The following is a 25,859-nucleotide window of genomic DNA, read 5'->3' on the forward strand; positions in this document are numbered from 1 at the left end:
TATGATATTTCTGGAGTTATTGACAATGGTGCAAAAAAAGGCGAAGAAATCGGTAGTTGGTAAAGAAAAAAAGCAAGGCGGTAAAAGAGGAAGATCATGAGGGGAATAAAATAACGGCAAGTGAAGAAGGGCATAAAGAAGTGGAGAATAAACAGAGTAAGGATGAAAGTCAGCATCATCATGATGACGGAGAAAAGAAAGAACACCAGGCGAGTGAAAAATCAGAGCATGAGGCTGAAAGTAATAGTCAACAAGAAAGAGAACATCGTCAAGGTCATAAAGAATATAGTGATAGCGGGCATGAAGTAGAAAGTAATAATAGTGAAGAAAATGTAAGTGAAAGAGCGCATAAAGAATCAAGTAATAACGAGCATGAAGCAAAAAGCAATCAGCACAGTGAAGGTGCAAGCCAAAAGGCGTTCGAAATGTCTAGTAATCGAGCTCATGAGGATACTTCTCATTCTCAACATAAGAATACAGATGACAAGGGTCAACACAGACATACTCATAGTGAAAGCGAAGCAGAAAATGAAAAGGTAAGTAGTCGTGAACACACCGCAACGGCATGAACATGAGCATTATATAAATAATTTCAAAGAAATTATTATGGTTTAAGCAAGATCTGAAAAGTTATACCGAAATATATATAATGAAATTGTAGACACTTTAGTAAAAGTTTATGCTGCAGAAGATATTCAGCGATTAGCAGTAAAGATATTGTTATGTATTGATTGAATAATTTATTAATCGTAGAAATAATTAGAATGGATTTGCTAAAATTAATTGCTCAAAGATTTTCGAAGGGAGAGGAAACAAATACTTTATTCTAAGTTTACTCGAAACATAAAAAGAGCACCGCATAAAGGTGCTCTAGTGATGAGATTTAATTTGTAAAGAACTATTTATCCTATAAAGAAAGTACTATGGAATATTATATGAACTTACTTTTAATTAAGTGCGTATCAATTTAATGGGAATTTTATTTCTCAACACCCGTGTAAATGCAACTAAGGATGCAATAATGTTAAGAATAAGCAAAAAGTTAGTAAGTTAATGTTATTTTATTTAAAATTTTATCCCAGTCTGAATTATCACCTTCCCATCTATCCTGATAACGTGGGATTTCAATCGAACAAACCCTTGCTATTCCCCAATTTAGTTCAACAACATCCGGTATGCCCTCTGCAAAATTAACAATAAGAATATTAAAATCTTTATTTGTAATTTTTGATAATACCTTTTGTAATTCAACTGCTTCATCTCGATTTCCCCATATCCTAACGAACAAAATTGTTTCACTGGTAGTTATTTTTTCAAGAAATCGATTAATTCTAGTAGTTAATTTAGCATTAAATAAAGGGTAGGTGACTTTCCAATCGACTTCTGGTTCAATTGGAAAGTCATGCATTGAAAAACAATTATAATAAGTGTCCTTTATACAGTAGGTAATTCGTTCTGCCCATTTAGTTTGATTATCAAATTCTGATTCAATAAGGCCGTAGCTTTCTGAACCTTCTACGACCATATTTTCAAGTTCCATAAACTTTTTAAATCGATTTTGAAGTAATCTGTTTGCATCCGAGAGTGATGGATAATAAAACCAATCTAATGGTCCTGAAAATGTTCTTAAATTATGCCTTTTTAATTGATTGGTGACTTGACATAAACCTCCTAAACTCACGACTACATCATATGAGTTTTTTAGATCTTCTAAATTCATCCTCATCATCCTTTTTGGTTAATGATAACTAACTATAAAATATCATCATGTATAAAACCGTTTTAATAGATAAGTTTATTTGTTCATTATTAACAATGAATACCTGTAAATAGAGATTTCATGAGGGGAGGAGAAGAATATAGTGATTTTCAAAAGAATATAAGAAAGTTATATAGCTGAATTTTTTGCGCACAAACAGTGAAGGAATGAGTACAATTTCTTTTTTGTTTGAAATAAATTCACGAAATTTAAAATGGATATGAATTGTATGAAATATAACAATGCATATAGATATTTGTTTTTTATTATATTTTATGATATTTTTTTGTTCTGGTGTAAAAAATATATAAAATCAATCTAGTGACCTTAAGCATACTGATAGTAATAATCTATAAAAAGGCTTTTGAAATGAATACTTAAAAGCGGATTTCATTTGGAGTTTCTGATTTTGTAATCTTTATTTATTATTTGCATTAGAACCTTCTATATGAACCATGTACATACAAACCTTATAAGTACTTAAAGGAAAATGAAACATCATATATAGAAGTTAATAGAAAGAATTAAAAATTCATTTTTAAATATAAACAACTGTCTAATTCCTTCCTTAAAGTCAGTCGTTAAATTTATAATTCTTATTAAGTTAATAAATTGATTTAGTTAGAAAATAATACAAGTTTTCATAATATATCAGAGATGAAAAAGGTGCGCGTAGAAAATGCTAGTATTTAACGTTAGCAGGATATGCGCCATATGGCAATTCGGGAGTAGCACTTTCTATTGTTATGCCGTGGATTAGAGATGATAAATCAGGTATTAACTCTGCAATTAGAAGAGAGATATTAGATGCTTATTTCGATTTGAAAAACCAACGATTAAACGGAGAAACTACAAAAATAGACAATTCAAAAGACGTTTTTATATTTTCATAGCATTATTTCTTAGGTCTCTATTCTCTGTTATTGGTGGTAATGTAAATGTGAAAAGCTTTTTCGTCTTTAACTTCTTTTACTGTAATTTTTTCGTTTTTATACTTTTCTCCCAATGCTAAATATACCATTCTCTTTCCTTCACTAATGCTATCATTTGAGTAATGAATCATAGTTGGATCTTCTTGTGCTTTTTCGTATAAGTGTGAAGGACTATATCCACCTTCGTTATATCTAGATTTTTCTAACACCCGAAAATTTCCATATTTATTATTAGAAAAAGTACAGCCACTTAAGTTAATCATCCCTAATATGAAAAGGGATAATATCATTTTTTTCATCGTGTTCACCTTTCTATATTGATTTCAAATTAATACACCATAATTTAACTGTTTTCGATATGATAAGAACGATAGGTGTATAGTAATCTATATGATTATGTTAAAAATTGAGAAAAATATGATAATATATGTATGTATTAGTTTAAAGCAAAATGGGGGAACAATCGTGAAAATGAATGACATAGTGGCGAATACACAATTTCCAAATACAATCGAAACAATTACAAATGATTTAAAAGCATTAGGGATAGAAAAGGGAATGACAGTTATTGTACATTCTTCATTAAGTTCAATCGGTTGGATATCAGGCGGTGCAGTTGCCGTAGTAGAAGCGTTAATGAAAGTTGTTACAGAAGAAGGAACGATAGTTATGCCGACGCAATCTTCGGATTTATCCGATCCAAAACATTGGTCAAGACCACCTGTACCAGAAGAATGGTGGCAAATTATTCGGGATAACGTCCCAGCATTTGATCCGCGTATAACACCAACAAGGGCAATGGGAGAAGTAGTTGAATGTTTTCGTACATATCCGAATGTATTGCGCAGTAATCATCCACTCAGTAGTTTTGCAGCATGGGGGCAACACGCAGAAGAAATTACAGCGAATCATTCACTTTCCATAAGTTTTGGTGAAGAATCGCCATTACGAAAAATATACGATTTAGATGGATACATATTATTACTTGGTGTTGGTTATGACTCTAATACGTCTATACATTTATCTGAGGTACGTACAGGTGCACGCGAGTTAATAAAGGTAGGAGCACCTATTATAGAAGAAGGTGTAAGAGTATGGAAAGAATTCGTTGAAATGGATTACGATTCTGATACGTTTGTAGAAATCGGAGTTGAATATGAGCTTAAAGGAACAGTTACGCGTGGGAAGATAGGGAATGCGACGTGCCGTTTTATGAGGCAGCGTGATGCAGTTGACTTTGGAACAGAGTGGTTTCGTGCGAAAAATCAGTAAGGGATGGTTATTATGCAGGGGAAAAAAGTATTAATTACGAGCGGCGGCTGCCTAGAAAAATGGGATCAAGTACGTGGGCATACAAATTTAGCAAAAGGTACGATTGGAAGAATTATTGCAGAAGAGCTAATGAAAAAAGGAGCAAATGTTATATATTTGCATGGCTATTTCGCTGAGAAGCCAATGGATGTAAAAAACCAATTAGAATTGCACCCATTTGAGGGGATTATTGATTTACAAGATAAGATGAAAAGTATTATTACACATGAAAAAGTAGATGCAGTTATTATGGCTGCTGCTGGCTCAGATTGGGTTGTCGAAAAGATTTGTAATCAAGATGGAAATGTTCTTAATATGAACGGAAAGATTTCAAGTGATATCGCTCCAATTATTCATTTTCAAAAAGCACCAAAAGTATTAAAACAAATAAAGAGTTGGGATCCAGAAACGATACTCGTTGGCTTTAAACTGGAAAGTGACGTAAATGAAGCAGAACTTATTGAAAGAGCAAGCAAAAGAATGGAAGGTGCAAAAGCGAGTGTAATGATAGCGAACTCACCGCATTCTTTATATTCTCGCGGCGCTGTGCATCACGTTATTGGACAAGACGGTAATGTGAAGTTATGTAATGGGAAAGATGAAACTGCAAAAGAAATTGTCAATATGTTAGAGCATTTATGTAATCGTATCACTACTATGTAGATTTAAGCTTTTAGAAAGAGATGCAGTCGCATAGTATATAATGGAGTTAATATTAAATTAGTGGGGGAACGTATCCCTCACTAATTATTAAATTGAATCAAATCAATGAAATAGGCCATTAGCTGCTCGTAAATGTGTAATACATGATATATGCATAATGAACATTTTGTGAGGAGTGGATTGTATGGAACATTTATTAAAGCAAGCCATTAAACTTAGAAATGAAAAGAAATATGCGCAGTCTAGAGAGATACTTATAGGATTAACAAACTTTACGAGGGATGCAGAAGTGCTATATCAATGCGCTTGGATACATGATGTAATGGGTCTTGAAACGGAGGCGGTTCCGTATTATGAACAGGCAATTGCGAACGGACTTGATGGTGAATCCCTTTGCGGTGCGTATATCGGTCTTGGCAGTACGTATCGTTGTATAGGGGAATATGATAAAGCGATTACTGTATTAGAAGCAGGGATAAAGAAGTTCCCGGAAAATGACGTGATGAAAGTGTTTTTATCATTAGCAAAATATAACGTAAACGAACATGAAGAAGCGATGAAATTACTGTTAGAGACAGTTGTGAAAGTAGATGAGGTAAAAGAATTTGAACGTGCTATTTCATTTTATAAAGACCATTTAAATGAGGTTTTTGAATAGAGGAGAGAAGGAATGAATCCATCAATTTCACGAAGGAAAAAAGGCATTTGGATTGGACTCGTATCTTTAATTATGTTATCAAACTATTTATTGTATGCCCTTCCAATGGTGCCGACTGCCCCGAAAGAAGTAGTCCTCGGTTCATTATTAGATTTTATGTTTGTAATTCCAGTCATCACATATTTCTTTATTATACGGAAAAGATATTCGTTAACGTATATGTTTCCTATAGTTATAGTCGGATATGTATTCGCAAGATTTATAATTCCTAGTGATTATTTACAAGCTTTTTCATTTGTTTCGTATGTAATAGTTGCTTCGGAGAAATTGTGTTCGTATGTTTTGAACTGTTTCTTATATATAAAATTATAAGAGTACTTCCTAAAATAATAAAACGATATAAAGAATATAGAAGTGAGTATTCTTCATTTTCTTATGCGATTGATGCAGCGTTTGATGCTAATATGAAGAGAAGTAAGGCAGTAAATATCATTCTTACAGAGTGTAAGTTACTCTATTATGCTTTTTTATCGTGGCGTGAAAAAGTATTAGAAAGTGAATTCACATACTCATATCATAAAAAGACCGGTGCAATAGGTGTTTATATCATGATTATTCATGCAACATTAATTGAAAGTATCGGTTTTCATTATTTACTTCATCAATGGAATCCAGTAATAGCTTGGGTTTTACTCATCTTAAACATATATGCGATGTTTTATTTTTTAGCTGAAATACAAGCGATGCGTAAAAATCCAATTATCGTTGCGGAAGAAAAAGTGATTATTCAAATTGGATTAGGAAAGAAAATCGTTATATCATTTACACAAATTGATAACATTGCGTTTTATAAAGGCGAACCTTTAAAGAAAGAAGAAGAGAAAGAGGTTCTTGACGCAACTGTTATGGAATTTATAAAGGAACCTCCAACTTTTGAAATAACGTTAAAAGAGCCAATTAAAGCGCAGTTGTTATATGGATTTTCTAAAACAGTAAGTCGTATTCACTTAAATGTAGACGATGAACGGAAATTTTATGATGTAGTTAAGGGAAAGTTAAAACATGAGTAAAGCTCCTAAATATCATCGTGCGTTTGGTGTATATGGAGTTTGTATTGAAAAAAATAAAAGACCATATATGAATTGTGGTTAATAAAATAGTAGTAGTTCATTAACTCCTTCCATTATAGAAGGAGTTTTTATGATGCGGAATACGGTATACTTTCTTAATCAGGAGCGTAAAGGATATAATTAAAAACGGACTATAGTTTACGTACATCAAGGATTGAAATTATAGAAAGAAAAATACGTTATGATTCTACAACTGTAGATCACGTTTGTTTATTAGTAGAAGCACAGCCGAAGAGAATCGTACTATTTCATGAGGTACAGTATCCTTTTACTATGACAGCAAACGAAATAAAATTAACTATTCCTAAAGGTAGTTATACAACCGCATATTATTGGGAAGATCGTCCGTATAACCTATACATATGGAGAGATGATGCTGGGCATTATTTAGGGTCATATTTTAATATCATAAAAAACACACATGTAGGAAATGAGTTAGTAACATTTGAAGATTTAATCATTGATATTATGGTTCTTCCTAATGGTGAGTATTTCATATTAGATGAAGTCGAATTACCTGAGTCATTAGATCAATTTGAAAATGGTTATGTGAAAGAAGCTCTTAACGTATTAACGGATACAATTCATGTCTTCTTACCTCAAATGATTTTAGAAACGGAGACTATATTTAAACAGAAAGAGATTTTTTCTACATGAAAAATAAAAAAACTCGCAGCTTACTAGCTTGCGAGTTTTCGTCGTAAACAATTAAAAAATATGATAAAATTAAGAGGTAACTTATGGTACGGTTGGTTGTTCAATTATCACTTCTCCAAAGTAGGAGGGGGGTGATAATAAGTGAGTGAAATTGCGTTGTTATTGCAAGGTGGACTGTTTCTCATTGCATTGTTAACGTTTATTGTCGTCTTAATTGACAAGCTCAAAAAATAACAACCCACCTATGCCTATAGAAAGTGGGTTGTTGTGTTTGTACGAAACAAATAGGATAAATGAACAATCCAATCTGCTAAGTTACGTGGACTAGTGTGTAGCCGCACACTAGTCTTTTTTATTTATATACAGGTTTTAATTGTTTTATGTGATTGTATTGTTCTTTTCACACTCATTATAACACAGTGTCTTTTCATGAAGAAAGGAGACCGTATGTTCCTATATGGATTAAATAGAACGTGTAGTTTCTTTAAATAGCCCATCCATATACTGTTTTAAACTTTCCACAAAAAATCCTTTTTTGTCTACATTATTTACGCCGACAATTGGTGATGGAAGATTGTATCTTTTTTCTGATAAATGAACAACAACATCAAAAATATCAAATAGGCGAATGAAGCAGAATAGACCGTCTTTATCACTAAGTAAAATAAAGTAATGGTTTTCGCTCGTTGTATTTAATGTATTCCATAAAGAGCTTTTGCTTAAGTCACGAACGATACTCTTTTCCTTTAATTCCATGAAATCGGCATTTAATAGAATGGTAGAAATATCAATCGCATCTGGATCGTCAAAGTAGCCATCAATTGTTTGTACAGCAAAAGTATAAGCCATTTTTAATACACTCATTTTATATTTACGGTTATCTAAAAGCAATTCACGTTGAATAGAACTAGCTACTTTTGTTACGCGCTCTTCTTTCCAAATTTCATTATGTAATGAAATATCGTGCTTTTTACATAGTTTCATAATTAATGCATTGGAATAAAGTATCTCATCACTTACTTCGACTACATCTGTCTCAGCGGCTGCTAGCTCCTCACCATGTTCATTCGTATAGAGAGGGGAGTCGATTTGTTTTTTCATTTGCTCAATCTTATATTGACTTAATTTATGTCTAATTAAAGGACGGTCAATATTTGTTGTCATATGTTCATGACAGGAATCACAAATTGAGTTTATGAAATAATATCCACATAATATCTCTGGAATGACATATTGTTCACTAAGTTCTTTCGTATCTTTTCTGCAAATGATGCATTGTGTCATATTTATCACCTTTACCTGCAAATTTGTCTGTAATCTCATTGTAGTGTATTTAATGGGATTTTGGAATATTGTAAAGGAAAATATTATGTGAAATCTAAGTTTAATTTGGTACAATGAAGAGAAGTGCTAGTTTAAAGGAGGACGTTTTTTTGAAATCGAAAGTGCACTTTTGGACATTAGAAGTGCTGATGGTTGTAGGAATTATATTTATTTGCACAAAAATATCGTTTCTATTTCAACCGATTGGTATCTTCATATCAACATTATTTTTCCCAATTTTAATCGCGCTATTTTTATACTTCATATTTAACCCTGTGTTAGTCTTTTTGGAGAATAAAAAAGTACCTAGAGGTTTAGCGATCTTACTACTGTACCTTTTTATCATTACATTAACTGGAGTTGCTATTGGAGTAGTCGTTCCAACCATCTCACAACAGCTAATGGATTTAGTAAAAAATATGCCGACTTACATAAAAGAGGGAAAAGTATACATACAAGATCTATCCCATCATAGATTATTTGAATGGCTATCTACACAAAACTACGTTTCCATTGAGACAATTGAGAAAAATGCAATTGAATACTTAAAGGAAATACCAAACACACTTACGTCGAGTGCAACGGCTTTATTTGGTATTATCACGAACGTGGCGTTAGTTATCTTTACAGTACCGTTCATTTTATTTTATATGTTTAAAGATGGACATGCATTTCCAGGAAAAGCTGTTAGTGTATTACCAGAGTCTTACCGTGAAGAAGGACTTCGTATCATAAAGGAAACGAACGAAACATTATCTGCATATATTCAAGGTCAAGCGCTCGTTTGTATGTTCATTGGTGCCTTTACATTTACTGGTTATTTAATCATCGGTTTACCGTATGCTTTCGTTTTAGGAATTATCGCAGCATTTACAAATATAATTCCGAACTTAGGTCCATTTATCGGAGCAGCACCAGCTGTCATTATAGGTCTGTTCGTATCTCCGATGCAAGCTCTGTACGTAATTATTATAGTAACAATCGTACAACAGTTTGAAAGTAACATCATTTCACCGCGTATTATGAGTTCAAAATTAAATATCCATCCGTTGACAATTATCATCCTTATTTTAGGGGTAGGTAATTTCGCGGGAATTATCGGAATGATTTTAGCAGTACCAGCTTATGCGGTAACAAAAACAGTTGTTTCGAACTTAGTGAGATTGTTTAAGACGAAACGAAGTAAACGGAAATAGAATATGTTGAGAAAGATACACCGCTTAATAAAAGGGGTGTATCTTTTATTTTTTAGTGTATGAAATACTTATTATTGTATATTTTTCACACATCAAATCAGGCGGTGAATTTTTGTTAAATGAACTATGTGGAATCCCTCTGAACTATCCAAATCATTTCTTTACACCGCGTTATTAACATCATAATCGACTCCTTTCATTTCTAATATAAGTTCAAACAATTATAGGTGAGTGTAGTACTTGCTTCTACGATCACGAATTTCATCTATAATCTTTTTATACTGTTCCTCTTGTTTTACTTCATTTGCAGATATAGTTTCTTTTTGAATCGTAATGGTTAAAAAGAAAAGGTGAAACCTCATACATGAATTCCTCCTTTCGAATAGGAATTACAGGTGACTACAATAATGACTTTGTCGTTCTTTTACGTTGTACATAGCCTGCTCAATTTGTCGGTCGTGAAGCATATCAGACTCAGACAGTTTGTTTTTTTGAATGGTAATCGTTAAAAATAATACTCTGAATTTCATTGGATATTACCCCTTTATAATGTATTTAGTAAAGACGATTGTAATAAGAGGACTGGCGCTCTTTCACATCATCCATAATATTTTTAATTTGTTGTTCACGAGAAATTTCATCTCTTGAAAGTTTACGCTTTTGAATGGTAATCGTTAAAAAGAAAGCTTTAAATTTCATTAGGATATTACCCCTTTATAATGTATTTAGTAAAGACGATTGTAATAAGAGGACTGACGCTCTTTCACATCATCCATAATATTTTTAATTTGTTGTTCACGAGAAATTTCATCTCTTGAAAGTTTAAGCTTTTGAATGGTAATCGTTAAAAAGAAAGCTTTAAATTTCATTAGGAAATTACCCCTTTATAATGTATTTAGTAAAGAAGATTGTAATAAGAGGACTGGCGCTCTTTCACATCATCCATAATATTTTTAATTTGTTGTTCACGAGAAATTTCATCTCTTGAAAGTTTGCGTTTTTGAATGGTAATCGTTAAAAAGAGAGCTTTGAATTTCATTAGGATATTGCCCCTTTACAAAATATTTTTAATACATTTGTGTATAATACGAACTTTTAATGTCCGTTATTTTATCCATAGTTTGTTTTAATTGTTGTTTACGAAAGATTTCAGCTTCAGATAACGTTTTTTTCTGAAGTGCTGCCGTAAAAAAGAAAATATGAAAAGTCATAGACGAATTCCTCCTTTCGAAAAGGAATTACAGGTGATCGCAATAAAGCACTTGGCGCTCCTTAACATCATTCATAGCTTTTGTAATTTGCTCATTATGAAGAATTTCAGCTTTGGAAAGTGTATTTCTTTGAATCGTAATACTTAAAAACAATACGCTAATAGTCATCGAATGTTGCTCCTTTCTTTAAAAAATAATGTATGAGACTAAAAAATCGCACAAAAAAGCCACAGGAAGATATCGTTCTCCTATGGTCGGGCGTGAAAAAGCCACAGGAAAGTATACGACCTCCTGTGGCGAATTTATGAATTAATAGAAATAAAGTACGATTTTCAATTCTCCGTTAGGGTGGTCGAATTCATATTTAATTGTCCGAAAAACACAGGTGCAGTTAACGCTAAAGTTAAAGCATGTAGTTGTAATTTCATCATTTCCTTCGACCTCCTTTTAGAATATTTTTCTTACGTTAGTAATTATATACAATTAATGGATAATTGTAAACATGAAAAGTGAAAATTTTTAATTTTGATTAAAATGCGTATATTTAAAAGGGCTTTTTAAAGGATACATTGTATGGATTGGATAATAAATAGAACTTGGTGGTGTCTAATGAACTATATGAATAGAATAGCAGGTATTATGCTAACAATTTTATTAGTTGTTACTGCTTGTTCTAATGGGGAGCAAATAAAAGAAATATCACATATTGAACCTGGGGCTTTTAAAAAATATACGGGGACATACGTTGGAAATAATTCCGACGTTATTGCGATTGTTACAAACTTACCTGGTGGTGAAACAGTTCAAAGTTTAAATTTAGAAAATGAAAATATTAAAGTGGAATATGGTGCAAAAGAGAATGGAAATCTTACAGAAGAAATGATTGAGACGTATTGGTTTGATGGGAAGGATACGATGAAGAAGAATTTACTCTTTAATGCTATTTATCTTGCAGTTTTAGTACCGAATGCGAAAGGGTATGAGTTTCAGATTGAAAATCAAAGTTTTGCATTAAAAAGAGAAGAACTTTTACCCATACTGTATAAAGAATTTAATGATTTGCCAAAGGATGATCTTATATGGAATAAGGGAATCGTAATGAATTTCTTTTACGGTAATCAAGAAAAAATAGAAAAGCTAGTTAATAATAAAGATTTTCGAAAGCAATTTTTTAATGAACATCCTGTGCGGGAATTTAAGTGATATGGAGGAAGATGTGGTTATTTTACGATTGAAAATACGGACATTTTTTAAAGGGAGTCATTCAGTATCGAATGATTCTTTTTTTGATGAAAATTATGGAAAAAAATATAACGTTGTGCTATGGTTAATTACACAAGTGATGAACCTATGAACCTAAGGTGGTGAAATCGTGAAACCTACTCTAGAACAAAATAAGTTAATATACATACAAATTGCAGAAACAATTGAATCTGATATTTTAAAAGACATATTACTTGAAGAAGAACAAGTTCCGTCGACAAATCAATTTGCGAAGATGTTACAAATTAATCCGGCTACAGCTGCAAAAGGAGTAAATCTACTAGTAGATGAGGGGATTTTATATAAAAAGAGAGGGATCGGGATGTTTGTTACAAAGGGAGCAAAAGAAGTTGTACTAAAAAAAAGACAGCATGTTTTTATGACTGAGTATTTACCTAAAGTGTGGGAAGAAGCAAAAGTACTAGAAATATCAAAAGACGAATTGATGGACATGATACACAAAATTACGAAGGAGGGGAAAGAGGGATGATTGCACTTGAAACGAAAAACTTGTCTAAAAAATATAAAAAGAAATTAGCTGTTAACGAAGTAACTATTTCATTGGAAGAGCATAAAATATATGGTTTGCTTGGAAGAAACGGAGCGGGGAAAACGACATTATTAAACATACTTATCTGGTCAAATTATTTCAAGTAGTGGAAGCGTAGCTGTATTTGGTGAAAATGTTTTTGAAAATAGTAAAGCGATGCAAAATATTTGTATCGTAAAGGTGAAAGAAAACATTAATTTAAGTAGTAAGGTAAAAGATGTTTTTTATTTGTGTAACATGTTTTATGAAAATTGGGATCAAGAATATGCTGAGGAACTTATTAAAAAATTTCAATTGAATGCAAAAGAAAAATATTATGATTTATCCCATGGTATGCAAACAATTGTTGGTATTATTAAAGGTTTAGCTAGTAGAGCACCAATTACTATTTTTGATGAGCCGACTACCGGTTTAGATGCAGCACATCGAGAGTTGTTTTACGAATTACTATTGGAAGATTATAGTGAATATCCACGAACAATCATCTTATCAACACATTTAGTTGAGGAAGTGTCCCATGTTATAGAAAATGTAATCATATTAAAAGAAGGATCATTAGCTGTTCAATCCTTTGTGGAAGATTTTTTAGAAAAAGGACACATAATATCAGGACATAAAGATAAAGTGACAAATTTTTTAATGGGGAAAAATGTTGTAAAGCAAGAGTTGTATGGGAATAAAGAGATTTCTGTGATATGGGAAGATCTTTCTGCTAGAGATTATGAGCTGTTAGAAACTGAAGGGTTAGAAATAGACAGAGTAACACTGCAAAAACTATTTATTTATCTAACAGATAGTGAGGTGAAATGAAAATGCTTTTAAAACAATTAAAGTTACATATGAAATTTCATTATAAGGCTGTTCTTATCTTTTGGTGTGTGGCATTACTTATAAAATGGACAACAACTGCAACTGATATAAAGGGACTAAAGGTAGCATTTTTACATGACATCTTCAATAATTCATCTATTGCAATTGCAATATTTATTGTGGCAAGTGTTTTTCTTGTTCAAGATGACATATTTCGTACAGTTGTCTCATTTGGCGTTACTAGATTACAATTCTTTATTGGTTCAGTATGTTTTATCATATTACAATCAGTAATTTTTTCATTTCTTCAGGTTTTGCTTTTACAAGGTACATTTTATGAAACGAAACATATAAATTTAGGAGCACATACAATCGAACAATTCTTTGCACAGTTCGTGTTCTATCTTTTATTAGCTAGCTTATTTCAATTAACAACTATTTTTCAGAAAAGATTTAATTGGATAGGCTTTGCTTTTAGTGTGATTTTTTTCTTGGGGTTGACGAGTACAATTTATGGTAAGGTAGGTTTGAAAGAATTGGTATTTATTGATAGTAAATCGTTACTTGATATACCTAATTTTATATCAATTTCGATAGTGCTTATTTTAATATACTTTATAATTGGCGCTCTATTTATTCGTAAAGTTTCTTTTGAGGATACGATTTAAGCACAATTACTTGAAGAGAGAAGGAAGACTGTATGGGAGATACTTCTTCACTAATAACCGTCTTTTTATGCGTAGCACTGCTAATTTTTTGGCGCCGTTATCGTTCTATGTATAAGCCGATAAAGGGAACGGGAAAACGTATTTTGTGTCCATTACTATTTTTAACACCGGGCATTTTATTGTTTTTTGGTCCAGTACATCCAGCTATAGTACAAGTGACTATAGCAGCATCCATTGGGGTGATTTTCGCAATCCCACTTATATTTCTAACAAACTATGAGCGAAGAGAAGACAGAAACATTTATACGAAAAAAAGTGCTGCCTTTTTAATTACTTTTATCGGAATTGTTATTTTAAGATATGGTTCAAGACAATATATTGTTGACTTAGATCAGCAAACAATAGGTTTATTATTTTACGTAGTTGCAGTATCGTATATTATTCCGTGGAGAATTGCTTGTTATATAAAGTTTAGGAAAGTTTGGCGAGAAAATAATAACCATGCTATATGAAAACTTCTCAAATGAGAAGTTTTTTATTTTTATATGCAAGCAAAATAATTTGTTGAGGTTCACGCTACCATACAATATGATAAATATAAAAAAATTGAGGGGAAGTAGGGGATATAAAAGTGCGTACAATTCTACTGTTTTTACATAATATGCCCATAGATGAAATAGAGAGTATGAGAGAAAATCATGATCCTTTATTTGAATTAATTTCTCCTCATATAACAATTGTATTCCCGTTTGAAAGTTCCATTTCAAATGATGAGCTGGAATTACATATTTTGAAAGTGGCGAAAGGGGTTCATCCGATTGAAATTGAGTTTGCTAACCGGATAAGTAGCAAGGGAGAGTATCTATTTTTGGAAGTTGAAAGAGGGAAAGAAAAAATAGAAGAATTGCACGATAGATTGTATACAGGTCCTTTACTACAATTTTTTAGAACGGATATTCCATACATACCACATGTAACAGTTGGGAGAAAAGATAGCGCGGAGTTAGCGGCTGAAATAGCGAAGGATATTCCTAGTTTTCATGAGAAGTTAAATTGTGTAATTGATAAAATTAGTGTGGAACGAATTGGTGAGAATGGAGAATCAATTATTGAATTTGAAGTACCATTGCAAAAAAGCTGACAAAAGTCAGCTTTTTTATTTCATACCATGAAGTAAAGTACCAATCGAACCACTATAACCGCCGTCTTGTAAAAAGACAGGTATTTTGTTTTGATATTCTGTATAGCTACTTATAATATTTTGAAGATGTACGTTATTACATAGAGTAGAACCGATGTAAATGATATGGTCAATGTTTTTTGCTTCGGCGAATTGAAGACTTAATGCTGTGACGACTTCACCGACAAGTCCTTGAACGGTAGCTAGTATATCTGAACTACTATAATTTGAGTCTGTAATGGTCGCTTTTCCGAAATTGCTAGCAGTTAAGTTATTATCAAGAGGGGAGAGAATCCCGCCATAAATATCTCCAACTGTAATATCTAGACTGTTTCTTGAACCAATTTTCGTAAGTGGAATCACGTCTTCAAAATGATCTATATTTGTTAATAGTTTTGAAAGACCCATAATAGTACCACCGCCAACTCCAGTTCCACCAGCGCGAACATATTGCTTGTCGTGAACATAGTGAATGGAAGTACCTGTACCGATATTTGTTAATACAAAGTTGTTTATAGCACGTTTTTCTTCTTTTAGTATGTAGCGTACTCCTACTAAAGTTGCTTCAAACTCGTTTAACTCTACTATTTTATATGAACCTGAAAGTAGTTCTTCTAACTGTTTAGCTTTACCACCTGTAATGCATAATTGTGTAATTGAATTATGATTTTGAAGCCATTCTTTAATTCTTTCTTGTTCATATGAATAAAATTTTTCAAAACATAATTTTTTCTCTAGGTTAAAGTAAGCAATTTTTGTTAATGTTCCCCAGACATCAATACCAACAATATTCCGCATTTCCCTACCCCTCACTATGTAATCTGTTTAATCAGCTTGATATATTAATAGCTTTTCAATGGTAACGATTGATTGACCGTTTACAGAGGCAATTCCTTTCCCAAGAACAAAACCTCGTCTGTTACGTGTTAATTCATAATGTAAGTCAAGTTTATCACCGGGATACGCATTTTCATGAAATTCCACCCCATCTAAAGAGGAGAGGAAACCAAGTCCTTCAGATTCACCTGTACTTACAAAAGCACTAAGTTGAGCGAGTGCTTCTACAATTAGCATATGAGGCATATAGTTTTGATTTTTATTAATAAACCACTCGTTATTTGTGATCAGTTTGTATCCTGTAGCCGATTGAGATTCTTTAACGTTTGTAATTTTATCAATCATTAAAAATGGATAGCGATGGGGAAGAGTATCTTTAATATTCATATCGTACCTCCAGGAATAATAATACCCCTGCTAAAGTTAAGCAGGGAGTTATTATTAATTCTTAACTAATTCTTCTATTTTTTCAATAGAGAAAATACCGCTGTTTTTAATGTTTTCAACTACTTCTTGTAATACTACTTTATCTTGAACAAGTGCAATACGTACAAAACCTTCGCCATGAGGACCAAATGCATGGCCTGGTGTGACAACGACATTTGCACGATCCATAAGTGCATAAGCGAACTCTAGCGAAGTCCATCCTTTCGGAATTTCAGCCCAAACGAACATACTTCCAGCTGGTTTATCGACATTCCAACCGAATTTGCGGAATCCGTCCACTAAAGTATCTCTACGTTCTTGGTAAATTCCACGGTTTTTTTCGCAAAATGCAGCGCCGTGTCGTAATGCAGCGGATGCAGCTTTTTGAATTGGTAAAAACACACCGTAATCTGTATTAGACTTAAATTGCGTAAGCGCGCCGACAATTTCTTCGTTACCAATCATATAACCAATACGGCTACCAGCTAAACTATAACTTTTAGATAAAGAATTAATTTCAACGCCAACTTCTTTTGCACCAGGTACAGATAAGAAGCTAATTGGCTTTTGACCATCAAAATAAAATTCAGCATAAGCAAAATCATGGACAACGATAATATTATGTTTTTTCGCGAATGCGATTACATCTTTAAAGAAATCTTCATGTGCCATTGCTGGAACTGGATTTCCTGGGAAGTTCAAAATCATCATCTTTGCTTTATTGGCGATTTCTTCAGGGATAACTTCTAAGTTAGGTAAGAAATCATTTTCTTTTTTTAATGGCATGTAGTAAGATGTTGCACCGGCCATTTGAATTCCTGTTTCATAAGCTGTATATCCTGGATCAGGAACTAGTATTATATCTCCCGGATTTGCAAAAACCATAGGTAAATGAACGAGTCCGTCTTGTGAACCCATTAATAATAAAACTTCTTTTTCAGCATTTAATATAACATTATGAGTGTTGTTGTAATATTCAGTTACAGCTTCGTGAAATTCTTGAATACCAGATAACGTATATCCGTAACTTTCTTTTGCACTTGCTGTATGTACCATTTCTTCTCTCACAAAATCAGCAGGAGGCATATCAGGATTCCCGATACTTAAATCGATCATTTTATGACCTGCTGCAATTTTCTCTTTTTTATAGGCCCCTAATTCACTAAATATAGAAGATTGGAATGCTTTCATTCTAGTTGCTAAAGTGTAAGTCATCAAAACCCCTCCTAAAAACAGTGTTTTCTGTCTGTATTTTTAATTATTCTGAAAACACATGTTTACATTTTATCATTTTTTTATGAAAATTAAAACGATTGACAAATTTAGAGGGAGGATAATAAGGGGAAATATAAAAATAACGTAGAAAATATTTTCTACGTTATAAATGAAGATTAATTGTTTGTTTTTTTATATGTACATGTGTTTTCAGTTGTAAAAAAGTATACATTTAATTCATTATCGACAACTTTTAAAGATTGATCCGATGTAAACGAGTTACCATAATCAATACGATACACGTTAGAATTTTTAACAAACGATCCTTTAAATAAATCCTCTTTTTTATTTGTTGTTTGCATTTCCACTAAATTGTGAACAACCTTTTCTTTCTTTTCTTCTTTCACAACTGTTTCAAATTTATAATATACAGGGCATTCACCTTTTTTATTATCAATGACTTCCCAAGAGCCGTATATATCATTATTGCTACATCCACTAAGTAGAACGATTAATATAGGGAAAATAAATAGAAACTTTTTCATTGTGTACTCCTTTCTTATTCGTTTTTATAAACGTGCGAATACGATAGGAATATTGTAAAAAATAAAGTTTAAATTTTCATAAAGAATTTTTAAATTTCACATAAAAATTTGGAGAAAGGTGAGATTTTTAAAATGAAAAGGCATGAATCTAGTGTAATGCTAGATTCATGCCTAGTACTCTATCTTATGTTATGTCTTTTGAGGATAAATGAAGCGGAAAGAAGAATGACAATTCCATTTACAATATATACATTTAAAATAACGAAGACTAGGTTAGCTACTCCCAAACCACCTTTATCGAATATAGATGTGAGTGCTGTATTAGTCAAAAAGATAATGGGAGTTAACAATAAAAATAGGAAACCTGCAACAATCCTTCTTTTAAAGTTATTTTGAGATAAGGAAATGGCTAAAAAATTAAGGACGCCAAACATGACCAATGAAAAAAGAAGGATAATTAATAATTGGATGCCATAAGACATTTCCACAGCTCCTTTTTGAAAAATCTATAATTTATTTTATTCGAAAGTAGTAGGGGATACTCCTTTAAATATTTGAACTACATAAAGAAAATAGATTTTAATCCCTGAAATTCAAAAAGAATGGACCCAGTAAAATACGGGATCCATTCTTAAGAAGTATTAGTTTTATATATTCGCAGATTGTGACGTTTGTTTTTTAAATTGTTTCTGCTTAGATAAGGAAATAAAAATAATCAACAACGAAATAACTCCGAAGATGAGAACCATATATTGTAACCCAATCGTATCTAAGAAGAAGCCAGTTCCAAGTAAGACAATTTGGAACATAACTCTTTCAAACATATTACGGAATGAGAAGAGACGTCCGTGATAGCTTTTTTCGACTTTCGTTTGGAAAATTGTCGACATAATAGGGAAGAAGCAGCCTACACTAAATCCAAACAAACCAAATGAGGCAAGTGCCATCCATTTAATATCGCTAAAGAACAACGAAAGGTGTGCAAAAGCGGTACAAATTGCGAAGAAGTATAGTAACTTTTCAGGTTTGAAATGATCAGATAAACGTTTAATAACGAAGGCACCTAACATAAATGCTACACCTTCAATTGTATATATGAATCCTTTAATCGTTGGGTCATGTTGCATTTCGCTAATGTTAATAACCATTAAATTGAATCCAGCTATAAATAATAGAGGGATAATACTTAATATAAGTGCTGTAAAAGCAATAGGAATTCCTTTTAATATACGAAATACTTCCATAAAACTATTATCCTTAGCTGATTGTTTACTTGATGTAGCGGATTTTTTATCTTCAAATTGTAGGAAGAAAGTTGAGAGGAATAATAAAGCGTATGCTGCCATTGAGAAGGCATACATATACTGTAAACTCATTACAACTAAAAGAATGCCACCTAGTGAAGTACCTGCAATACGAGCGATTGTACCGATATTCATATGTACACCGTTCATTTGTAATAGCTCATGTTCATTAACGATGAGTGGAATTACAGATTGTAATGCAGGGAAATAAAATGCCGCGGAAATTTGAAGTGCAATCATAAATGCAATCATGAAAGCGATACTTTCATATTGAATAGCGAAAAACATGAAAATAACACTAATAACACGACCAAATCCAGCGTAAAGAAGAACTTTCTTTTTTTCATATTGATCAATGACACGCCCAGCCATTGGACCGACTAGAACACCAGCTAACAGTCCGATAAATAATATAACGGATTTCATAAAATCAGAAGGGACGTATTTTTGCATAAATTCAAGATTACCAAGAATACCAAGCCATAACCCTAGACCAGCAATAAACTCCCCAATTAATACGATCCAAACATTTTTATTACGCCACATAATTTAAACCTCTCAGTCTTTTAAAATTAACAACTCGTATATAAAACCTCCTAATTTATTCATTATTTTTTAACGCGCTATTTTTAGAGTCAGAGTCTATATTACGTGTTTCATTAGTGAATTTCAATCTTTTTGATTTGTTGAAAATTTGATTAATTATATGATGAAATAAGTAATTCAAAATGTGAAAAACTCTTGATTAAATACAAATTGAAAATAAAGAAAAACATAGAGAAAATAAAAAAGTGAGAACGTAGTAAAATGTACCCTATAGAATAGACACTGAAAAAAAGTCTATTCTATAGGGTATTTCTTGTATAATGAGAGAAAATTGGGATCGGAGAAAGTTCAAAATGACAAAAAAGCTATTTACAGAAAGAGACATTCAAATTCTATCAAATAACCCCTACATAAAATCTGTAAGTCAGAAAGGTATCACTTATACAGATGAATTTAAGCGTATTTTTATTGAGGAAAATGAGAAAGGAAAACTACCTCGAAATATTTTTGAAGAATGTGGTTTTGATATAGATATGATTGGAATGAAACGAATTATGTCATCAGGAAGTAGATGGCGTGCTGCTTACAGAAAAAATGGTGTATTTGGTTTGCGAGATACACGCCAAAACGCGGGAAGAACTCTTGAGAGAGAGCTTACGTTAGAAGAGAAGTATGCTCGTTTAGAAGCCGAACGGAACTTACTAAAGGCAGAAAATGAATTGTTAAAAAAGATCAAACTTATGGAAGGGAGGATGAGAAGGAAATAACTTTATCACCTAGTCAGAAATATATCCTGATTCGTTCTGTCATCATAAAATATAACTTAAGAAATATGGTGAGTTATTTGTGTAAAGTAGTCGGTGTATCCCGTTCGGGATACTATAATTATTTTTCCATTTCATCTCAAGAACAACGGAAACAAAAGAACAATCAAGATGAAATCGTGAAAGAAATCATATTAAAAGCACTTCGATTTAGAAATCGAAAGAAAGGGGCTCGTCAAATAAAAATGACATTGGTGGGTCATTTTCAAGTTGTCTACAATTTAAAGCGTATCCGTAGAATCATGAAAAAATATGAGATTGTCTGTCCGATTCGGAAAGCAAATCCTTATAAAAGAATGCTGAAAGCTTCAAAAGAACATCGAGTAGTGCCGAATCAATTAAATCGAGAATTTAAACAAAACACCCCAGGAAAAACGCTTCTTACAGATATCACTTATTTAGTTTACGGTAAGAATAAAAGAGCTTATTTATCTACAATTTTAGACGGCTCAACCAATGAAATTTTAGCTTACCATGTTTCAGAACAGATGACATTAGACCTCGTAACAACAACTCTTCATAAACTAAAACGGAATAAGAGGATTCGATTGACTGAAGGTGCATATATTCATTCAGATCAAGGAGCCCACTACACAAGCCCTACCTACCAAAAATTAGTCAAAAAGCTAAAGCTCGGACAATCTATGTCAAGAAGAGGGAACTGTTGGGATAACGCTCCACAAGAATCATTTTTTGGTCATCTGAAAGATGAAGCACATATAAAACCTTGCGAGTCTTTTACTGAGTTGAAACAAGAGATTAAGAAATATATGACGTACTATAATCACTATAGATATCAATGGAATTTAAAAAAGATGACTCCTGTTGGATACAGAAATCATCTTCTTGATGTTGCCTAACTTTTTTCAAAATGTCCTTTACAAAGGGTACAGATTATAGTTACTACGTCTCACTTTTCTCAAATGCAACATCAAACAATAGATTCCTTTAGCAACACTTATGATCTTGTCCAATAGCTAAACCACTAAAAGATAGAGGGCCAACAACGTCTGCACTTGCAGCATTTGTTAGATTTTCCACAGTTAATGAATATTCGTGAGTCCCGCAGCTTACATCTTTATCAATAGCTTGAAATGTTTGAGCGTAGAATTGCTCTGAATCTGTAGATTCAATACCTACTTGAGCGTTGAAGATTTCTGTATTATCACGGAAAATTCTAAATAATATTTGTGCTATGTCAGTTATACCTTTAACCCCAACTGTAGCAAAATTCTACTCGATTATCACGTGAATCTTTTCTTGAAATTTTCAATTTAATATTTGCTAGAATTGCTTTGTTTGGGGAATGGGGAATTACAAAAGTTGTTTCACCCGTTTTATTTATTGGTTGAGTAGCTTGGTAATCAATGATATGAGTCATATTTGTTACCTCCTCATATACTAAAATATGAAAGTAACGATAAATTAGCTTAGACATATACTAGAAGATGTTAATAGAATTGAGAATAAAGTTGAATATGGGGCGATAATATAAAAGCATCAAGAAAGAGTCACAATACTGTGAGTTGTTTCTCGATGCTGTTTGTACATTAGGCAGAGTATTCCTCTTTACGTACTTCGAAGAATTCATTCCGTCGTAAGTAATTAAAAATTTTCTCTGAAACCTCTTTTTCTTCGGATATTAAGAAACGATGATCAAAAGCATAGAAAGATTGACCTTTAATTAGTTTTACGTAGTATATTTTACACGCCTCCTTTAAATTAGGATTCTTAAATACTTTATATTATGATGACCTATCTGGTTGTTAATAATACTTAAAGTTTCAAAGGGGAGAAGTATAAATTCAAAAAAACATTGAAATAGCTTACAAATCTGTAATGTTTTTGTCACCTTTGCCGATAGTTAAAATTAACCAGTATCTTCTATACTAAAAATAGGTTCCATAAAACAAGGGGGTAGAAAGATGGAGGAAGTAATTGGAGAAGTTGTAGCAGGGATTTGTGAATTTGTAGTTGAAGTTACGGTGGATGTTTTAGGAGATTTAGTTTCCGGAAATGATGAAGAGAAAGAAACATTATAAAATTTGTAAAAAGGTTTAAAGATAAACAATGTGTAAAAGCTGATTTCTAAAGGGAAGTCAGCTTTTATATTTTTTACATTATATTAATAATATCTAAATATTAACCTGTTACGATATTAATGAAATCAATAAAGGAGCTGACCGATATGAATATGCCGAATTCTAGATGTGATGTACCTGATTCTAATACGATTGTAGCGAATATAAATGAAAAAGAATATCACTTTATAGTTCGTATACATCCACTTGCAGGAAAGATGATAGCACTATTTGAAAATGGGAAAGAATATGGCTTGCTTGATAAGGAAATCGCTAGTAGGGATAAATTTATTAGGTCAGAGCTTACTAAGTTGAAGCATTTCAACATAGATATTCTTTATGATAGTCCTGGGTGGATATGGATTGGCATGGACCAATATGGATTGCATGCAAGAGAGGCTACTAATAGCGAAGTAGAAGTTATTGTGAAGTTACAGGGGGATTAGACGTGTAAGAAGATCCTCAAATATAAGAGATACTTTGTGTGGGTGTGGGATAATTCCCCATAACCTTTTTTGTTTTGTGCTTAAAAATAAAAGAGTTAAATTTTTTTGATAGAAGGTCTCTAATACAAGAGACGAGACTAAACTAAAAGAGGATTTGAAATTATATAAAGAGAACTTATAAATTAAATATAATACTTTATAGAAAGAAGATGATAAAAATGAGTAAAGAAGAACTTGTGAAACAACAATTTGGTAGTAATGCAGAGAAGTATGTAAAAAGTAAAATTCATGCAAAAGGACTGGATTTACAATATGTAGTTCAGCAAGTTGAAACTCGTCATAATACTCGTCTTCTTGATATTGCTACTGGTGGCGGACATGTTGCTAATTTGTTAGCCCCAATGTTCAAAGAGGTAGTCGCTCTTGATTTAACAGAAAAAATGTTAGAAAAAGCAAAAGGTTTTATAGAAGGGAACGGACATGAAAATGTATCATTTGTAGCAGGACATGCAGAAAGGTTACCATTTGCTGATGAATCCTTTGATACAATTACATGCCGAATTGCAGCACATCACTTTGTTGATCCTTTGCAATTTATTTTTGAAGTAAATCGAACGTTAGAAGATAATGGGTTATTTATATTAATTGATAACGTTTCACCAGAAAATAATGAGTTTGATACATTTTATAACTTTATCGAAAAGAAGAGAGATCCAAGCCATGAACGAGCTTTGAAAAAAACAGAATGGATTACTTTATTAGAAAAACATGGTTTGCAAATGCAGTCATGTCATACTTTTGACAAGAAGTTCGATTTTGATTGGTGGTGCGATATGATGGATGTTCCTATGCAAAAACGTGTAAAGTTAACAGAGTGTATGATGAAAACATCAAATGAAATGCAAGAATTTTTCGAAATTCAATTTGAAAACAATAAAATAGAATCGTTTTATACTGAAATGGCACTGTTCGTATGTAAAAAAAGTTCAACATTAAAAAGATAAATTTCTTGCAGTCTTTCTGATGTACGATATACTTAGTACAGAGAAAATGAGAATTGAGGAATAGTAATAATGATTCGTGTACGTATTGAGGGAACTGAGGAAGAGATGCTTGAATTTTTAGAGAAAATGCCTGACATTCCTGGGTTTGAAAAAACACATATGAGAGAACCGAGAAAAGGGAATAATCCGAAATATGATTCAAGCAAAAGTATACTAGCATATTTATCTTATAAAAAGATTGAAGTCGCCAATAAATAGGCGGCTTTTTTAATTATCTCCGTTTCACCACCTTGTCTTTTTCGCATAATAATGATAGTAGATTATGCTGGAGAGGGGTGAGGAATGTTAATAAAAAAATAATCTTTTTCGGAGATTTTGGTATTGATGATGCAGTAACCTTAATTTATGCGAATAAAACATGCAAATTAGATATTATAGGTATCGTTGCAGAGTATGGAAATGTGTCAAGAGAAATTGTAACGGAAAATGTTTATTTTTTAGAAAGATACTATGCTACAAAAGTGAAGATTATTGAAGGTGCCAGTAGACCAATGACAGCTGAAGAACCTTTGTTTTTCCCTGAAATTCATGGGGATCACGGTTTAGGTCCAATTATTCCACCGAAAATGAGAATTTGTGACAGAGAAAATTTTTGTGAATTGATTAAATTAATTGAGCCTTGTCCAGAAGATATTATTATAGTCGCGACGGGACGATTAACAACACTTGCAACATTATTTTTATTGTACCCCAATTTAATGAATCGAGTATGTTCTTATTATATAATGGGCGGTGCTTTTCTATTTCCGGGAAACGTTACACCTGTATCAGAAGCTAATTTTTACGGCGATCCAATTGCCGCGAATATCGTTATGAAATATGCGCAGAATGCTACAATATATCCGTTAAATGTAACGCAGCGTGCTCTTATTACCCCTGAAATGGTCGATATTATTGATAAAGAAGGAACAGGGCAGGCGAAACTCATAAAGCCAATGATCGATTTTTATTACGAGAACTTTTACAAAAAAGAATATCCAGGTATTGCTGGGAGTCCGATTCACGATTTACTTCCGTTCATTTCATTTATAAATGATGATATTTTTGAATATAAAAAATCAGCAGTTTGGATTAGTACGACGAATGATGTAACGAGAGGTCAAAGTGTTGCAGATTTTAGAAAAATAGCTGAGCCAACGACGTTTGATAATCGTCCTATACAAAAAATTGCCGTTGAATTTAATTATCAAGCGTTTAAAGACGAATTTATGAGAACAATATTGAAGCCAGATTGTCCTTAAAAGGGTGAGCAGATTTGAA

Annotated in this window: 34 protein-coding genes and 4 pseudogenes; 20 read left to right on the forward strand and 18 right to left on the reverse strand. The window is 32.4% G+C overall.

Annotated elements, in window-relative coordinates:
* The first annotated feature begins 56 nt into the window (after nt 1-56).
* Complete coding sequence (locus JFU18_RS00910; RefSeq protein WP_201031247.1) at nt 57-569, forward strand: hypothetical protein; 513 nt, start codon at nt 57-59, stop codon at nt 567-569.
* Nucleotides 570-1,042: 473 nt separating this feature from the next.
* Here the strand turns inward: JFU18_RS00910 and JFU18_RS00915 are convergent, their stop codons facing one another.
* Entirely contained in the window at nt 1,043-1,720 is a 678-nt protein-coding gene (locus JFU18_RS00915) for a papain-like cysteine peptidase (RefSeq protein WP_201033949.1), read from the reverse strand.
* A gap of 692 nt (nt 1,721-2,412) precedes the next feature.
* On the opposite strand from JFU18_RS00915, the pseudogene JFU18_RS29695 reads away from it, so the two are divergent.
* Nucleotides 2,413-2,652: pseudogene (locus JFU18_RS29695) on the forward strand (penicillin-binding protein); the annotation flags it as partial.
* Nucleotides 2,653-2,669: 17 nt separating this feature from the next.
* Here JFU18_RS29695 and JFU18_RS00920 read toward each other — a convergent pair.
* On the reverse strand, nt 2,670-2,990 hold the full coding sequence (locus JFU18_RS00920) for a hypothetical protein (RefSeq protein WP_201033948.1): 321 nt from the start codon (nt 2,988-2,990) through the stop codon (nt 2,670-2,672).
* Nucleotides 2,991-3,162: 172 nt separating this feature from the next.
* Here JFU18_RS00920 and JFU18_RS00925 point away from each other — a divergent pair, with 172 nt between their 5' ends.
* The 6 genes and pseudogenes from JFU18_RS00925 (at nt 3,163) to JFU18_RS29700 (ending at nt 7,344) form a co-directional block, all read left to right on the forward strand.
* Nucleotides 3,163-3,963, forward strand: coding sequence for an AAC(3) family N-acetyltransferase (locus JFU18_RS00925; RefSeq protein ID WP_201034600.1), 801 nt, complete (start codon nt 3,163-3,165; stop codon nt 3,961-3,963).
* Between the two features lie 12 nt (nt 3,964-3,975).
* Nucleotides 3,976-4,665: a phosphopantothenoylcysteine decarboxylase domain-containing protein gene (locus tag JFU18_RS00930; protein WP_201033947.1), complete on the forward strand. Its 690-nt coding sequence runs from the start codon at nt 3,976-3,978 to the stop codon at nt 4,663-4,665.
* A gap of 184 nt (nt 4,666-4,849) precedes the next feature.
* Complete coding sequence (locus tag JFU18_RS00935; RefSeq protein WP_002065953.1) at nt 4,850-5,323, forward strand: tetratricopeptide repeat protein; 474 nt, start codon at nt 4,850-4,852, stop codon at nt 5,321-5,323.
* Between the two features lie 12 nt (nt 5,324-5,335).
* Nucleotides 5,336-6,393, forward strand: a pseudogene (locus JFU18_RS00940) (hypothetical protein).
* 213 nt (nt 6,394-6,606) lie between these two features.
* The gene (locus JFU18_RS00945; protein ID WP_201050392.1) at nt 6,607-7,110 is read left to right on the forward strand and encodes a ribonuclease FAU-1 family protein; all 504 of its coding nucleotides are present in this window, start codon (nt 6,607-6,609) and stop codon (nt 7,108-7,110) included.
* A 141-nt stretch (nt 7,111-7,251) separates the two neighbouring features.
* Nucleotides 7,252-7,344: a putative holin-like toxin gene (locus JFU18_RS29700; RefSeq protein WP_001289318.1), complete on the forward strand. Its 93-nt coding sequence runs from the start codon at nt 7,252-7,254 to the stop codon at nt 7,342-7,344.
* Between the two features lie 228 nt (nt 7,345-7,572).
* On the opposite strand, the gene JFU18_RS00950 is transcribed toward JFU18_RS29700, so the two are convergent.
* The gene (locus JFU18_RS00950; RefSeq protein WP_000189680.1) at nt 7,573-8,394 is read right to left on the reverse strand and encodes an HNH endonuclease; all 822 of its coding nucleotides are present in this window, start codon (nt 8,392-8,394) and stop codon (nt 7,573-7,575) included.
* A 149-nt stretch (nt 8,395-8,543) separates the two neighbouring features.
* Between JFU18_RS00950 and JFU18_RS00955 the strand changes: the two genes are divergently transcribed.
* On the forward strand, nt 8,544-9,629 hold the full coding sequence (locus tag JFU18_RS00955) for an AI-2E family transporter (RefSeq protein WP_002136851.1): 1,086 nt from the start codon (nt 8,544-8,546) through the stop codon (nt 9,627-9,629).
* A 221-nt stretch (nt 9,630-9,850) separates the two neighbouring features.
* Here the strand turns inward: JFU18_RS00955 and JFU18_RS00960 are convergent, their stop codons facing one another.
* From JFU18_RS00960 to JFU18_RS00990, 7 genes are read right to left on the reverse strand one after another with little or no spacing between them, the layout of a single operon-like run.
* Nucleotides 9,851-9,991 carry a YrzI family small protein gene (locus JFU18_RS00960; protein ID WP_002013395.1) on the reverse strand — a complete coding sequence of 47 codons (141 nt, stop codon included), beginning with the start codon at nt 9,989-9,991 and terminating at the stop codon, nt 9,851-9,853.
* A 27-nt stretch (nt 9,992-10,018) separates the two neighbouring features.
* Nucleotides 10,019-10,159 carry a YrzI family small protein gene (locus tag JFU18_RS00965; RefSeq protein WP_000672237.1) on the reverse strand — a complete coding sequence of 47 codons (141 nt, stop codon included), beginning with the start codon at nt 10,157-10,159 and terminating at the stop codon, nt 10,019-10,021.
* A gap of 25 nt (nt 10,160-10,184) precedes the next feature.
* Nucleotides 10,185-10,328 (reverse strand): YrzI family small protein, encoded by a 144-nt coding sequence (locus JFU18_RS00970; RefSeq protein WP_002120145.1) that lies wholly within the window; start codon nt 10,326-10,328, stop codon nt 10,185-10,187.
* Between the two features lie 26 nt (nt 10,329-10,354).
* Nucleotides 10,355-10,498, reverse strand: a complete 144-nt coding sequence (locus JFU18_RS00975; RefSeq protein WP_201033946.1) for a YrzI family small protein — start codon at nt 10,496-10,498, stop codon at nt 10,355-10,357.
* Between the two features lie 26 nt (nt 10,499-10,524).
* Nucleotides 10,525-10,668 carry a YrzI family small protein gene (locus JFU18_RS00980; RefSeq protein ID WP_201033945.1) on the reverse strand — a complete coding sequence of 48 codons (144 nt, stop codon included), beginning with the start codon at nt 10,666-10,668 and terminating at the stop codon, nt 10,525-10,527.
* A 28-nt stretch (nt 10,669-10,696) separates the two neighbouring features.
* A complete protein-coding gene (locus JFU18_RS00985; protein WP_098498461.1) occupies nt 10,697-10,840 on the reverse strand; it encodes a YrzI family small protein in 144 nt (47 codons plus the stop codon).
* Between the two features lie 27 nt (nt 10,841-10,867).
* Nucleotides 10,868-11,008 carry a YrzI family small protein gene (locus JFU18_RS00990; protein WP_000156202.1) on the reverse strand — a complete coding sequence of 47 codons (141 nt, stop codon included), beginning with the start codon at nt 11,006-11,008 and terminating at the stop codon, nt 10,868-10,870.
* A gap of 441 nt (nt 11,009-11,449) precedes the next feature.
* Here JFU18_RS00990 and JFU18_RS00995 point away from each other — a divergent pair, with 441 nt between their 5' ends.
* The 6 genes and pseudogenes from JFU18_RS00995 (at nt 11,450) to JFU18_RS01020 (ending at nt 15,272) form a co-directional block, all read left to right on the forward strand.
* Nucleotides 11,450-12,043, forward strand: a complete 594-nt coding sequence (locus JFU18_RS00995; protein ID WP_201033944.1) for a DUF4825 domain-containing protein — start codon at nt 11,450-11,452, stop codon at nt 12,041-12,043.
* A gap of 169 nt (nt 12,044-12,212) precedes the next feature.
* Nucleotides 12,213-12,593: a GntR family transcriptional regulator gene (locus tag JFU18_RS01000; RefSeq protein ID WP_000805181.1), complete on the forward strand. Its 381-nt coding sequence runs from the start codon at nt 12,213-12,215 to the stop codon at nt 12,591-12,593.
* Nucleotides 12,590-13,463: pseudogene (locus JFU18_RS01005) on the forward strand (ATP-binding cassette domain-containing protein). The gene JFU18_RS01000 and the pseudogene JFU18_RS01005 overlap by 4 nt, the downstream one beginning before the upstream one ends.
* Nucleotides 13,460-14,131: a DUF4052 family protein gene (locus tag JFU18_RS01010; protein ID WP_172805423.1), complete on the forward strand. Its 672-nt coding sequence runs from the start codon at nt 13,460-13,462 to the stop codon at nt 14,129-14,131. Before JFU18_RS01005 ends, JFU18_RS01010 begins: the two are co-directional and overlap by 4 nt.
* Before the next feature lie 32 nt (nt 14,132-14,163).
* Nucleotides 14,164-14,643, forward strand: coding sequence for a CcdC family protein (locus tag JFU18_RS01015; protein WP_201031237.1), 480 nt, complete (start codon nt 14,164-14,166; stop codon nt 14,641-14,643).
* 119 nt (nt 14,644-14,762) lie between these two features.
* Nucleotides 14,763-15,272: a 2'-5' RNA ligase family protein gene (locus tag JFU18_RS01020; RefSeq protein WP_201033942.1), complete on the forward strand. Its 510-nt coding sequence runs from the start codon at nt 14,763-14,765 to the stop codon at nt 15,270-15,272.
* Between the two features lie 15 nt (nt 15,273-15,287).
* Here the strand turns inward: JFU18_RS01020 and coaW are convergent, their stop codons facing one another.
* From coaW to JFU18_RS01050, 6 genes are all read right to left on the reverse strand, one after another.
* Complete coding sequence (coaW, locus tag JFU18_RS01025; protein WP_201050190.1) at nt 15,288-16,109, reverse strand: type II pantothenate kinase; 822 nt, start codon at nt 16,107-16,109, stop codon at nt 15,288-15,290.
* Nucleotides 16,110-16,136: 27 nt separating this feature from the next.
* Nucleotides 16,137-16,535 carry a 3-hydroxyacyl-ACP dehydratase FabZ family protein gene (locus tag JFU18_RS01030; protein ID WP_001021821.1) on the reverse strand — a complete coding sequence of 133 codons (399 nt, stop codon included), beginning with the start codon at nt 16,533-16,535 and terminating at the stop codon, nt 16,137-16,139.
* A 54-nt stretch (nt 16,536-16,589) separates the two neighbouring features.
* A complete protein-coding gene (locus tag JFU18_RS01035; RefSeq protein WP_044444173.1) occupies nt 16,590-17,789 on the reverse strand; it encodes an LL-diaminopimelate aminotransferase in 1,200 nt (399 codons plus the stop codon).
* A gap of 176 nt (nt 17,790-17,965) precedes the next feature.
* Nucleotides 17,966-18,334: a hypothetical protein gene (locus JFU18_RS01040; protein WP_002127817.1), complete on the reverse strand. Its 369-nt coding sequence runs from the start codon at nt 18,332-18,334 to the stop codon at nt 17,966-17,968.
* Nucleotides 18,335-18,513: 179 nt separating this feature from the next.
* On the reverse strand, nt 18,514-18,816 hold the full coding sequence (locus JFU18_RS01045) for a hypothetical protein (protein WP_201033941.1): 303 nt from the start codon (nt 18,814-18,816) through the stop codon (nt 18,514-18,516).
* Between the two features lie 165 nt (nt 18,817-18,981).
* Nucleotides 18,982-20,184, reverse strand: coding sequence for an MFS transporter (locus JFU18_RS01050; RefSeq protein WP_002032512.1), 1,203 nt, complete (start codon nt 20,182-20,184; stop codon nt 18,982-18,984).
* A gap of 353 nt (nt 20,185-20,537) precedes the next feature.
* Between JFU18_RS01050 and JFU18_RS01055 the strand changes: the two genes are divergently transcribed.
* Nucleotides 20,538-21,868, forward strand: a protein-coding gene (locus JFU18_RS01055; RefSeq protein WP_201050192.1) for an IS3 family transposase whose coding sequence is annotated in 2 segments (ribosomal slippage) — nt 20,538-20,922 and nt 20,922-21,868 — 1,332 coding nt in all. Because the reading frame shifts where the segments join, the coding sequence is not laid out codon by codon here.
* Between the two features lie 88 nt (nt 21,869-21,956).
* Here the strand turns inward: JFU18_RS01055 and exsC are convergent.
* A pseudogene (exsC, locus tag JFU18_RS01060) lies at nt 21,957-22,389 on the reverse strand (exosporium protein ExsC).
* A 169-nt stretch (nt 22,390-22,558) separates the two neighbouring features.
* Nucleotides 22,559-22,711 carry a YqbF domain-containing protein gene (locus tag JFU18_RS01065; RefSeq protein ID WP_078176551.1) on the reverse strand — a complete coding sequence of 51 codons (153 nt, stop codon included), beginning with the start codon at nt 22,709-22,711 and terminating at the stop codon, nt 22,559-22,561.
* 485 nt (nt 22,712-23,196) lie between these two features.
* Here JFU18_RS01065 and JFU18_RS01070 point away from each other — a divergent pair, with 485 nt between their 5' ends.
* The 4 genes from JFU18_RS01070 to JFU18_RS01085 all read left to right on the forward strand — a co-directional run bounded on the left by JFU18_RS01070 (nt 23,197) and on the right by JFU18_RS01085 (nt 25,840).
* Entirely contained in the window at nt 23,197-23,535 is a 339-nt protein-coding gene (locus tag JFU18_RS01070) for a hypothetical protein (protein WP_002127815.1), read from the forward strand.
* A 218-nt stretch (nt 23,536-23,753) separates the two neighbouring features.
* Complete coding sequence (locus tag JFU18_RS01075) at nt 23,754-24,539, forward strand: class I SAM-dependent methyltransferase (RefSeq protein WP_137059162.1); 786 nt, start codon at nt 23,754-23,756, stop codon at nt 24,537-24,539.
* A gap of 69 nt (nt 24,540-24,608) precedes the next feature.
* Complete coding sequence (locus tag JFU18_RS01080) at nt 24,609-24,797, forward strand: DUF3970 family protein (protein ID WP_002065918.1); 189 nt, start codon at nt 24,609-24,611, stop codon at nt 24,795-24,797.
* Nucleotides 24,798-24,874: 77 nt separating this feature from the next.
* Nucleotides 24,875-25,840, forward strand: a complete 966-nt coding sequence (locus JFU18_RS01085) for a nucleoside hydrolase (RefSeq protein ID WP_078203356.1) — start codon at nt 24,875-24,877, stop codon at nt 25,838-25,840.
* Nucleotides 25,841-25,859: the final 19 nt, after the last annotated feature.

The organism is Bacillus sp. TH22, assembly GCF_016651015.1.
In the GTDB taxonomy this organism is placed as follows: domain Bacteria; phylum Bacillota; class Bacilli; order Bacillales; family Bacillaceae_G; genus Bacillus_A; species Bacillus_A mycoides.